General features: G+C 35.2%; 12 protein-coding genes and 1 pseudogene. 6 read left to right on the top strand and 7 right to left on the bottom strand.

The window, feature by feature from the left end:
- Positions 1-97 precede the first annotated feature (97 nt).
- The 4 genes and pseudogenes from C6H17_RS13320 to C6H17_RS09550 all read left to right on the top strand — a co-directional run.
- Complete coding sequence (locus tag C6H17_RS13320) at positions 98-229, top strand: hypothetical protein (protein WP_020995789.1); 132 nt, start codon at positions 98-100, stop codon at positions 227-229.
- Between the two features lie 208 nt (positions 230-437).
- Positions 438-908 (top strand): hypothetical protein, encoded by a 471-nt coding sequence (locus tag C6H17_RS09560; protein WP_020995791.1) that lies wholly within the window; start codon positions 438-440, stop codon positions 906-908.
- A 57-nt stretch (positions 909-965) separates the two neighbouring features.
- The gene (locus C6H17_RS12570; protein ID WP_020995792.1) at positions 966-1418 is read left to right on the top strand and encodes a hypothetical protein; all 453 of its coding nucleotides are present in this window, start codon (positions 966-968) and stop codon (positions 1416-1418) included.
- A pseudogene (locus C6H17_RS09550) lies at positions 1418-1840 on the top strand (Sir2 family NAD-dependent protein deacetylase); the annotation flags it as partial. The gene C6H17_RS12570 and the pseudogene C6H17_RS09550, both read left to right, overlap by 1 nt.
- Positions 1841-1944: 104 nt before the next feature.
- Here C6H17_RS09550 and C6H17_RS09545 read toward each other — a convergent pair.
- Complete coding sequence (locus C6H17_RS09545; protein ID WP_005219964.1) at positions 1945-3045, bottom strand: ABC transporter permease; 1101 nt, start codon at positions 3043-3045, stop codon at positions 1945-1947.
- A 56-nt stretch (positions 3046-3101) separates the two neighbouring features.
- The gene (locus C6H17_RS09540) at positions 3102-3479 is read right to left on the bottom strand and encodes a dihydroneopterin aldolase (protein WP_005219965.1); all 378 of its coding nucleotides are present in this window, start codon (positions 3477-3479) and stop codon (positions 3102-3104) included.
- A gap of 219 nt (positions 3480-3698) precedes the next feature.
- On the opposite strand from C6H17_RS09540, the gene C6H17_RS09535 reads away from it, so the two are divergent.
- Entirely contained in the window at positions 3699-4331 is a 633-nt protein-coding gene (locus tag C6H17_RS09535; protein ID WP_020995794.1) for an outer membrane beta-barrel protein, read from the top strand.
- Positions 4332-4728: 397 nt separating this feature from the next.
- Here the strand turns inward: C6H17_RS09535 and C6H17_RS09530 are convergent, their stop codons facing one another.
- The 4 genes from C6H17_RS09530 to C6H17_RS09515 form a co-directional block, all read right to left on the bottom strand.
- The gene (locus tag C6H17_RS09530; protein WP_005219967.1) at positions 4729-5376 is read right to left on the bottom strand and encodes a LutC/YkgG family protein; all 648 of its coding nucleotides are present in this window, start codon (positions 5374-5376) and stop codon (positions 4729-4731) included.
- The gene (locus C6H17_RS09525; RefSeq protein ID WP_005219968.1) at positions 5369-6832 is read right to left on the bottom strand and encodes a LutB/LldF family L-lactate oxidation iron-sulfur protein; all 1464 of its coding nucleotides are present in this window, start codon (positions 6830-6832) and stop codon (positions 5369-5371) included. The genes C6H17_RS09530 and C6H17_RS09525 overlap by 8 nt, the downstream gene beginning before the upstream one ends.
- A 439-nt stretch (positions 6833-7271) precedes the next feature.
- On the bottom strand, positions 7272-7922 hold the full coding sequence (locus tag C6H17_RS09520; protein ID WP_004084985.1) for a potassium channel family protein: 651 nt from the start codon (positions 7920-7922) through the stop codon (positions 7272-7274).
- A 21-nt stretch (positions 7923-7943) separates the two neighbouring features.
- Positions 7944-9320 carry a potassium transporter TrkG gene (locus C6H17_RS09515; protein WP_104731418.1) on the bottom strand — a complete coding sequence of 459 codons (1377 nt, stop codon included), beginning with the start codon at positions 9318-9320 and terminating at the stop codon, positions 7944-7946.
- A 165-nt stretch (positions 9321-9485) separates the two neighbouring features.
- On the opposite strand from C6H17_RS09515, the gene mqnE reads away from it, so the two are divergent.
- Entirely contained in the window at positions 9486-10586 is a 1101-nt protein-coding gene (gene mqnE, locus C6H17_RS09510) for an aminofutalosine synthase MqnE (protein ID WP_005219971.1), read from the top strand.
- 211 nt (positions 10587-10797) lie between these two features.
- Here the strand turns inward: mqnE and C6H17_RS09505 are convergent, their stop codons facing one another.
- A complete protein-coding gene (locus tag C6H17_RS09505) occupies positions 10798-11043 on the bottom strand; it encodes a hypothetical protein (RefSeq protein WP_104731417.1) in 246 nt (81 codons plus the stop codon).
- Between the last annotated feature and the right edge of the window lie 144 nt (positions 11044-11187).

Genomic DNA, 11187 nt, shown 5'->3' with positions numbered 1-11187 from the left:
AGAGTAAGGGTTGGGGTGAGATAATAAGCAATGATTAATTAAGATAGAAACATAGATAATATGCTATCATCATGGAATTTGAAATAAGGAGTTAAGAATGTTGTATCGTGCATGTGAAGTATGTGGTGAGAAGTTTAACTTATTAACATTAGATTCTAGCGTGAGAATAAACATAGCATTATATGGAAGTGTCCAAAATGTGGGACAAAATACAAGACACCACAAATAGATAAAAAGAAGTTATATATGCTTATGATACCACTTGCTATTGCATGTACTCCTGAATATATCTTCTTGCGACATTATTTGGATATAAGTGCTTTATTTAGTCAAGTAATAGGTATAGGTGTTTTTTATCTTGGTTGCGATTATCGTGCTAAATCATGTTAAAAATCTTAAATTTGAAAAGATAGATGAAAGTGATACAGGGAACACAAATGAACAATCATCCAAACATTCAAAATAAACCAAAATTTATATCACCAGCACATATAGGCTACAATTCTACTATAACACTTGAAGTTTTAAAGCCACAAGATGCCAATCAATACAGGCTCACAAATGTTATACAAATGCAAGCAGCAGACTTACAATTAGCCTCGCAAATATTTTTTAATCAAAAAGAAGTTGCATCGCAATCAAAATATATTTACACGCTTGATAAAAAAACACAAATAGCACTAGAGTGCAATAGCAAGAAAGAAGAGGGTAACATTAAGGGGATAACGCAAGAAGCTTTCCATAATGCCATATCGCCCATCTTGCCAAACAAACAAGAAACCTTAGATATAAACACGATTATGGTAGAGTTGGCTTCATTTCTAAGTGAAAAAGATATAGAAAAAAGCATAAGTAAAATTGATGATAGATTTAATGAAATAAAAAGGAATTTAGAATCTATATCATAACGCTGTCAAAGGATTATGTTATACTTGCTTAATCCATATCACAATAAGGTTATCTCAATGAATCAGCACAAACTAAGCAAGATTCTAAAAACCTTGCTTGATAATTTTAACTTTAAAGCTGTGTTTGAAATAGATTCTAAACATATTTGCAGTAATGATAAAAAACAAGTTACAACTAAGCAAAACAAAATAAAAAAATCTCACGCATTAAAACAAAATAAAAAGGCAAAAAAGATAAAAGAGCAAGAGTTATGGGAAGATATACGGGACACAGAAAATGAATGGCTAAATTTTTCCACGAATTACTATGATGTGGCTTCTAAAAAATGGGTAGATTATACAACTTATTGGAGTAATCGCATTAAAGAAAAGCTAAAATTTTATGGAATCTTTATGAGTGATAGAGATATTGAGGAATTAGGTTATACCTTTTTAGAGGTTTTCTATGAATATGAGATTGATAATTTTGCTATTAGTTATAAATTATCAAAGAAATATAAGGAAGTGTGATGGATTCTAAACGAGTGATGATATTTAGCGGGGCAGGGCTTAGTGCAGAGAGTGGATTACGGACATTCCGTGATAATGATGGCTTATGGGAAGAGTTTGACATTATGGAAGTGTGTAGTGCAAGTGGCTTTGCTAAAGATAGAAAGAAAGTGCTAGATTTCTATGATAAAAGACGCATTCAATTAGGAGAAGTTAATCCAAATGTCGCACATAAGATGATAGCAAGGCTCAAAGCAAACTATCCAAAAGAAATAGTCGTTATCACACAAAATGTAGATGACTTGTTGGAGCGAGCTGGGTGTAAAGATGTCATTCACTTGCACGGATTCTTGCCTGAAGTGCGTTGTGAATTGTGTGAGGCTATAACAAACATTGGCTATCAAGCTATGCCAAAACTTATATGTGAATCTTGTGTGATGAAAGCTAAGCTATAATAGCTTAAATCCAAAAACGATCCGTCATTATTAAGCAGGGGTAGCACAACCAAAAAACCACTATTGGGCTAAAAATCCTTATATCTTGGATTCTAATCCTTAACTACACCCCTATTTATTACACCAATCCTTAAATAATACACACTAACACCTATAATCAAAAAAAGCCAAAATGGCAACATTTGTGCGATAAGATCCAGACTATACGCGCTATCAATACCATAATTTGCTTGTTGCAAATACAGCTTCATAAAATATGAAATAGGTAATATTTGACTCCAAAATGACGCAAAGACTTCCATGCTATTTTGCGGATAGGTAATACCTGCAAATGCAAGAGATGGAGCGGTATAAGCGGCTATTACACTGATTGTCTTGGAAGTGTGTTTAAGGATTGATTGAAAGCATATTACAATGCTAGATATTGCCCCGGCAAATACCCCTAATCCAAGCAGGACGATATACATATTCCCCTCTCTAGGATAGCCCAAAGCCCCAAAAACAGCAAGCATAATAATGCCCCAAAAGAGCGCTACACCAATGTTTAACGCAAGTTTTAATAGCAGAGATTTTATACTTTTTGGCGTAGTATTAATAAGATTTAGCATACCAACCGCCACTAGAATCTGCCACATACAAGGCAGCATAATCGTAAGCAAGAATTGTGCGTAATCATTGCGTGGATTAAAGAGGGCTTCAATCTTTGGAATAATAGGCATAGCCTTTGCTTTTGCGATATTCATATTTGCATCTTTTGCGAGATTCTTACCAACAGAGCTTATTGCATTAAAAGTCGTTAGGGCTTGTAGCATCGCACTATTTATTGCCTTGCCGATAAGCACAAATTGTGCATTATAATAAATGCCAATATTTACCCCTACACCTTTTCTAATGTGTGCTTGAAAATTATTTGGAATCACAACGATTCCATAAATCTTTCCTTGATTGAGATCAAGTTTTGCTTCATGTAGCGAGTTATATTGCTTTGCAATCTGTGTAGCCGGTGCAGATTCTATATAGAATGTTAAATCACGACTAAGAGAGCTTTTATCATTATCAACAACGCCAATAGGTAAATCTGTGGGTATGCTATGAAAGAAAATGCTATATGCAAGTATGCCTAAAAATGGCGGCAATACAAGCCATACAATACAAAACATGCGATATTGCTTTATTAGATTTAAATGTTTCATATCTCCCTCAAGTCCTTAAAATCACACATTATACACTATGGATTTTAATATATGACTTAATCTCTTGAAATCGCAAACATGAAAGTGAATCCATTATTTTTTCGGCGAAATTTCGCTCTCATTCCTACCTTGCAATGCTGCAAAATATCTGGCTTTTCTATGTATAGTGTAAGCGTTTTAATCTTTTTAAATGTTTTAAAACAAGTAGCGGCAATATCGTTTAATGCTTCCTCAAGTAAGCCATATTGCTTTGTTTGCACACATTCCATTATCGTATTTGCTACCTTCGCATAATCTAGATAATCTTTAGAATCTTTGTAGCGATACTTTATCTTTGCTGATATATTTATCTTTTGTGGTTTTTGTCTTTCTTCAGGTAAGATTCCAATGATTGCCTCAAAGTTTAAATCCTTAATCAAAATACACATTTTCATAATTTGTATATGTCCTTATTCAAAATGTTTTTAATATATAGAATCAATGTTAATTTTTAGAAACTGCGTTTAACTTAAGACTTTTATAAATAAACAATAGCTGTGTTCTTTAATTAAAACCTAATACTTTTACATCTTTTCGCATTCTCTCATTTACCCTTGATTTGTTTTTTTTTTTTTGTAGAATGCCAACTTCATTACAAATTTTAAGGAGAAATCATGGGATTGAAAAAGAGTATAAAGACAAGTATTTTATCATTGGCACTTATTTCAAGTATGGCTTATGCCGATGGATTAAAAGAGGAAAAAAGTGGTGGTTTTGTTGGTTTGCAGGCTGGGACTTCGCTTTTACAGCTGAAAAATAATCTAACAATGGATACAGGTCGAACTTCTACTTATAGATACAACTATACAACTGCAGCATATGGTGTGCTTGGTGGTTATGAATATTGGTTTAGTAATAGTTTAGGTGTGCGTGGTTATGCACTCTTTAGTGGGGCAAATTTCTATGTTATGCAATTTGGCGTTGGTGCTGATGTGATATATAACATTACAAATGTTGCTGATGGGAATCTAGGCGTTATAGCTGGTTTGCAAGTGGGTGGTGCATATTGGTTAAATTCACGATTTTGGGGTTACTATAACGATAAAAATTCATTAGAGTTTGACATGGCATTAAATATTGGTGTGCGTTGGACTCAAAATGAGCATGTGATAGAGTTGCTTGGCAAGATTCCATTTATAGAAGCACATACTGGCACATATACTGCTGGATATACCGACGGATATAAAAATGAATATTATGCGAAGGAAACTTTCTCATTTGTTGCGCGTTATATATATAGATTCTAAGATTATCTTCAAACTCTGCTTTACTGCCATATTGTCATGGCATTTATCCTTACTTAATTATTGCGTTGTTGTTTTTGTCAGATTATCAACGCAAGCTTTCCTTATCAAACAATAAAATGGCATAATAAACCTGCATTGCAATATACAATATATAGTGCATAAAATACACAAAATACATATTTACAATGCTTTTATGCTATAAAAAAGACAACTTTTTATTTTTTTGTGTATATCCGCAACTTTCCTATTATTGCATATAGAATCTTAGTGAAATAAGTTTGGATTATATTTGTTATATCAGCATAACAAACAAAGATTCCATGCATACTACAAATCAAACTAGCCTTAGGATTCCATGCAAAAAACTTCATACAGAATCCACAAAACACTTTAGATTTTACTCATACAACACAACATAAACATTCTGTGGTCCATGCACGCCAAAGACGGTTTGTAGCTCAATATCAGCCGTCCTGCTAGGTCCTGCTAGAAATACAATATTTGTCGGTAGGTTAGAATCTTGTCCGCTAGTCTTTAGTATCTTAAATGCAGCAAACAGATTTGGCACAATAGAATCTTTATGCAATAAAATAATGCAAGTTTTCACCACAAGAGAGGCTAATCTAGGATTACATTCATTTGTCCCAAGCCCTACTATACCCAAATTTGCTACGCCTACTTGAGCGTGCAGAATACTTGCTTCAATGCTAAAAAGCTTATCACGCATAGAATCTATGCTTGTATCATACAGCAGGGTTTGTGTCTCTAAAGACTGCATAATAGAATCTTTCATATTTGCGATATTTTTCGCACAAAGCAATTCTTTAATATCGCATTCTTTAATAATCTCATTAATGCTATTTGCTAGAGAATCTTTTGTCGTAGTTATGAGGTGTGCCATATTTGCCTTTTGATACTGCGTATAGACAGAGAGTAGATTCTCTCTATCATATATCATTGTGTCAAAGTGTGTGGGCTTAACTGATTGTATAGGATTTGTGCGGGTTGCTTCTCGCACTGCTTGTAAAATGCTATCTCTACTCATAGATTACTCCTTTCATTTTCTTTACTTTTGCATGGAGATTCCCATTTAGTGTTGGCAACTCATGGTTTTGTAGCCATTTACCAAGCATACTTTTCTGCACGAATGAAAAAGGTGCTACATATCGCAATAATGGTGAGAAAATATGCATCATTTTGAAAGCCATACGCCATTTAAAGCCATTAGTCGCTGCTTTGCTGAATTGCTGCATCATTTTTTGCTCTTTAGCATCTCTTTGTGTTTCATGATAGCCTGCTATTTTCATACGCCCTTGTCCTACTCTCTCACTGCGTAAATCGCGTATGAGTTCGGCTAATGGAATCTTAACGGGGCATTTCTCACTGCAACGCCCACAAAGACTGCATAAATTTGTCATATATCCACAATTATTTAGCCCAAAAATCTGTGGTGAAATGACTTCGCCAATAGGTCCGGGATAGGTTACAAGATAGGAATGCCCCCCGATTTTATCATACACTGGGCAGTGATTAAGACAAGTCCCACAGCGGATACAGCTTAGGGCTTTATGAAAATGTGGCTCGGCTAGCATTTTTGATCGATTGTTATCAAGCATAATGATATGCACTTCTTTTGGTCCATCAAGCTCTTTTTCTTTTCGTGGGCTTGAGATAATATTGTTGTAGCAAGTGATTGGTGCTCCAGTGGCAGAAGGCACAAGCAGAGTATCTAGCACACACGCATCTTCAAAGCTTTCTACAAGCTTTTCAATACCACAAATGGCTACATGTATATCACATGCACTAGAGCTCATACGCCCATTGCCTTCATTCTCAAGTAGCCAAATAGCCCCCTCATTTGCAATAGCGAAATTCACACCTGTTAAGCCCATTTTAAAACTTTGAAACTGATTTCTCAAATGCACTCTTGCGATTCCATTTAGCTCTTCTGGGACATTTGTAAAGCTTACTTTAAGATTCTCTTCAAAAATTTTCCCGATTTGATTGCGATTTTTATGAATCGCTGGGACTACTATATGCACAGGCGTTTCATCTATAAGCTGGATTATAAGCTCACCTAGATCCGTTTCTACCGCTTTCACACCCTTTTCTTTCAAAAACGCATTTAGATGTATCTCTTCACTTGCCATAGATTTACCCTTAAGGATAGTATCTACATTTTTCTCTTTTGCAAGATTATAGATAATCTCATTTGCTTCTTTAGAATCTTTCGCCCAATGCACCTTTATACCTTGCTTTGTAGCATTAGATTCAAACCTTTCTAAAAGCTCGGGTAGATTACTTAACGCTCTTTGCTTGATTTGTCTGCCAAGCTCACGCAAACCCTCCCAATCATAATAGCGACTAGCAATTAGCCTTTTTCTATTTGCCTTTAAAGCGTCCATTGATGACTTGAGATTCGTGCGTAGTTGAGAATCACTTAAATGCGTAACGATAGAATCATGATAGTCTGTTGGTGAATGATATGTATTTGCACTCATCACATAACCTCTCTTTATATTAGAATCTTAAAATTAGAATCGTTTTGTATAAACATTCTAGCGACATTCTATGATTTTTCTTTTTATTTGCATGATTTTATGAATGTGAAATATAAAATAAGGAAAATTGGTAAAGTTTGGGGCATAATGAGATGGTAGGATTAATCGAGATTTTTTGGATTTCGGAAAATTTGTGCGATTCAATAATTTATGCTTGGGGTTTATGCCTAAGTGATTAATATGCTAGGTGTAGCCAAATATCTAACATGATTTCTAAAAAGACAATTTGTCAGAAGTTCTCACAATCTATAAAGGGTTTCACCCACACCTGCAAACATGATAAAATTTTAGATTATGGGATTACACACTGCATTTATTAAAGCAGAAAATACAACCCACCAAATTACAGCTAGACCTGACACCAATAAAGCCCATCCTACTACTCCTCCAAAGTTTGCATAATCGCTTCTATATGTTCTGTAAGTCCTAAGAAAAGCACCACATCGCCTCTTTGTAAAATAAAATCAGAATCTACATCGATATTCCAAGTCTCGCCCCTACGCACAGCAACGATTTTTACATTATCTTCTTCCCGTATTGTGCCAACACTTCGCTTTACAAAATAGCTTGTTACAATAGCCTTGCATGCACGCATATTTGCACTTAGCTCAATCTCTTCTACATTAGATTCTGTGATCTCACTAAGCAATCGATTTGCCGCCTGTCTTTCCGCATATACCACTTCATCTACGCCAAGCTTTTCTAGGATTGCTCCATGTGTGCTTGATATAGCTTTTGCGATGATTTTTTTATTATTTAACTCTTTTAATGCCATAACAGTGAGTATGCTTGCCTCAATATTTTCGCCTATGCTTACGATTACTATGTCAAGCTCATTTACCCCAGCCTCTTTCAAAGCGATTTTATCCGTGCAATCGATAATATAAATCTGTTCTGCCTTATCGCGTAAATTAACAAAGCTAGATTCTGTATTATCACATAAAATCACATTTTCACCATTTTCCACAAGTCCAAGAGCTACATGATAGCCAAATTTACCAAGCCCTAGCACTGCGTAACTTTTTGCCATGATTTATCCTTTATAAAGTTTCTAAATTAATACCTTCTCTTGCACATACTGCACATGCTTTGTCCTTGTCCCACCCATGAATATAAGCGTAAAGGCTAAGATTCCAATCTTACCAGAAATCATTAAAATCATAATAATAAGTAGTCCAATCGTATTAAAATCCGCACAAAGACTAAGGGAATCTCCATCGCCCATTGACAAGCCAACCGTGCTAAATGCTGATACCACTTCAAATAAAAGTGGTAAGAAAGGAATGTTTGGCTCAAATATCGCAAGAAAAAATGTTGCTACTGAAAGATAAACAAGGGCGATAATAAATACACAAAATGCCTTTGACACAATATCTTGCGGTATTGTGCGTCCAAAAATCGTAGTATTTTTTCTATTCTTAACAATAGCAATAGATAGGGCTACAAGCACCGCAAAGGTTGTAACCTTAATCCCAGCAGCAGTTCCCCCCGGTCCACCACCTATCATCATAAAAAAGATAGAAAAAAACATTGTCCGCTCTTCAAAACCGCTAATATCAAAGATATTAAAACCAGAAGTCCTATAATTTGTAGATACAAAAAAGGCATTCATAATCTTATCCCAAAATGGCACATTTTCTAGTGTTCTAGGATTTGACCACTCAAAAATAAGCACATTAATCATACCGCAAATAAGCAATAACACACTCATAACAAACACAATACGCGTATTAAGGCTTAATCGCATTCGGGGGGCTTTGTGTGTAAATAAGCGACTATAACGCACCTTTGCATAACAAAAATGTGAAAATTCCAGCGATGAAAGATAGCCAAAACCACCGATAATAATAAGCATAGGGATAACAAGATTCACGACAATATCTGCTTGATATGGCAATAAGCCATCTTTTAGTATAGTAAATCCAGAGTTATTAAACGCAGAAATAGCATGAAAGATTCCAACCCACATGCCCTCTTTAAGATCGCCAAGCTGCCATACAAAATAAGGGCAAAGCAGGGACGCCCCGATTAACTCCACGATTAATACAAACACAATTGCTTTTAAAATCGCTTTATCAATGCCTTGCACAGAGTTATTATTAAGGTTATCAACGACATTTATTAAATCTTTTTCAGCAGCACTAAGCCTTTTGCCAATAAGTAAGAAAAGGATTCCAGCCATACTTATGTGTCCAAAGCCACCAAGCTGGATTAACACGCAAATAACAATCTGTCCATAAGTAGTAAAGTCAAGTCCTGTATTCTTTATAGCAAGCCCTGTGCAAGTCATCGCCGAAACACTTGTAAAAAGGGCTTCTAAAAAGCTCACATTCGTATGATACATAGGCGGCATACTTAGGATTAATGTCCCAAGCAAAATGACACCCAAATACCCTGCAAGTAAAACTTTGATACTCTGAATCTGCACTCTATTCCTTTTTCATCTTTGCTATGTGAATATGTGTAATCATCTTTAGTTTGTAGAATCTAAAACGCACATATTAGCATTTTTATGTAAAGAAATACATGCATGACTTATGTTTCCTTGCGATTTTATCGTATAATTACGCTTTACAAAATAAAAAGGAATACTATGGATTTACTTGATAAAGCAATGCGTGGTGATATAGCAGACCTTGATTCAATAACTCTTGCTAAACTTTATGATTATGATATTTATGAGCTTGGGAATGCAGCATATTCAATACGAGAATCTTATTTTGATAGAAAGGTGTTTTTTAATATCAATCGCCATATAAATCCTACAAATATTTGTGCTGATGTGTGTAAATTTTGTGCGTTTTCAGCAAGTCGCAAGAATCCAAATCCGTATAACATGAGTATTGATGAGGTGGTAAATCTCTGTGTAAATGCCTATAAAAATGGTGCAAAAGAGGTGCATATCGTAGCAGCCCATCACCCAACGCATGAATATCAGCATTATTTAGATATGTTTCGTGCGGTAAAAGATTCTGTCCCACATATTCATGTAAAAGCTATGGGTGCAGCAGAGATTGACTATCTCACAAGAAAGTTTAATCTCCCTTTAGAGCAAGTCATAAATGATTTAATAGAATCTGGTGTTGATTCCCTGCCCGGCGGTGGTGCGGAAATCTTTGATGAAAAAGTGAGAAAGACACTTTGTCATGGTAAGGCAAATGCAGAGAGATGGCTAGAGATACATAAAGCATGGCATAATCTTGGCAAAATGAGTAATGCAACCATGCTTTTTGGACATATTGAAGAGAGACATCACAGGATCGATCATATGCTTCGTTTAAGAGAGATTCAGACTTCATTAGAGCAAGCTAATAATAAACAAGGCGGCTTTAATGCTTTTATCCCCCTGCTTTATCAAAGGGATAATAACTTTTTAAAAGCAAAGGAAGCCCCAAGCGCACAAGAGATTCTAAAAACTATGGCTATTGCTAGAATCTTATTGCAAAATATCCCGCATTTAAAGGCTTACTGGGCGTCTCTCTCATTTAATCTTGCCATTGTATCTCAAGAATTTGGTGCAGATGATATGGATGGGACAATCGAGTATGAGAGCATACAATCAGCCGCTGGGGCAAAAAGTCGCAATGGTGTGAGTAAGGAAGAAATGATTTATCAAATAAAAGATGCAGGTTTTATACCTGTGGAGCGTGATAGTTTGTATAATGAGTTACAAAGCTATAAGGAAGTGTCATAACACTATAGCTTGAGATTCTATAACTTTGTTTATGTGTTATACATTAGTATGCTTATGCGGCAATAAGGCTCTTTGTGTCTTATTGCAATCCTAAGGGTTTGATTTTAAGCGATAAATTACTTTTTTCAATACAGAATCTATACTTTAAATCTTATTTATACAATGCTGAACTTATTTTAAAAAATCTTTACATGCTAGATTTATTTTTACTTTATTTGTATATCACGCGTGGTGGTTTATAGCTAAGTTTAAATAAGGCGCGTTTGATTTGTATATATGTGCGATAGAATGGCTTTAAGATTCTATAATGCAAGGGTATTGCCCCCCCCCCCCCATCGTTTGCTCTATGCGTGCCATCAGCATTTATGATTGTAGAATGCGAGGCAATGCTATCTTCTCCCACTATAAAAGGCTTATAAATAATATTATCAACATGATGCAGGGCAACATGCTCCATATAAATATCAACGGGGCTATCCCATATTTTTTGTGTGAAAAATGCTTGAGCGACACTCGGTGTAATATAATAGCCTAATGTGCCATTGGTATTTTTTAGTGAATAGTGATAGTTTGAGTCATCAATTTTTTATATCCACTTTTC

The sequence above is a fragment of the Helicobacter rappini genome (assembly GCF_900198625.1).
Taxonomy (GTDB): domain Bacteria; phylum Campylobacterota; class Campylobacteria; order Campylobacterales; family Helicobacteraceae; genus Helicobacter_A; species Helicobacter_A rappini.
Note: the sequence above shows the minus strand (reverse complement) of the source record. Positions and strands in the feature narration are given on the sequence as shown.

Coding starts and splice junctions, on each gene's coding strand:
- C6H17_RS09560 (WP_020995791.1), top strand. CDS start 438: ATGAACAATCATCCAAACATTCAAAATAAACCAAAATTTATATCACCA.
- C6H17_RS09545 (WP_005219964.1), bottom strand. CDS start 3,045: ATGAAACATTTAAATCTAATAAAGCAATATCGCATGTTTTGTATTGTA.
- mqnE (WP_005219971.1), top strand. CDS start 9,486: ATGGATTTACTTGATAAAGCAATGCGTGGTGATATAGCAGACCTTGAT.
- C6H17_RS09520 (WP_004084985.1), bottom strand. CDS start 7,922: ATGGCAAAAAGTTACGCAGTGCTAGGGCTTGGTAAATTTGGCTATCAT.
- C6H17_RS09525 (WP_005219968.1), bottom strand. CDS start 6,832: ATGAGTGCAAATACATATCATTCACCAACAGACTATCATGATTCTATC.
- C6H17_RS12570 (WP_020995792.1), top strand. CDS start 966: ATGAATCAGCACAAACTAAGCAAGATTCTAAAAACCTTGCTTGATAAT.
- C6H17_RS13320 (WP_020995789.1), top strand. CDS start 98: ATGTTGTATCGTGCATGTGAAGTATGTGGTGAGAAGTTTAACTTATTA.
- C6H17_RS09540 (WP_005219965.1), bottom strand. CDS start 3,479: ATGAAAATGTGTATTTTGATTAAGGATTTAAACTTTGAGGCAATCATT.
- C6H17_RS09530 (WP_005219967.1), bottom strand. CDS start 5,376: ATGAGTAGAGATAGCATTTTACAAGCAGTGCGAGAAGCAACCCGCACA.
- C6H17_RS09535 (WP_020995794.1), top strand. CDS start 3,699: ATGGGATTGAAAAAGAGTATAAAGACAAGTATTTTATCATTGGCACTT.
- C6H17_RS09505 (WP_104731417.1), bottom strand. CDS start 11,043: ATGGAGCATGTTGCCCTGCATCATGTTGATAATATTATTTATAAGCCT.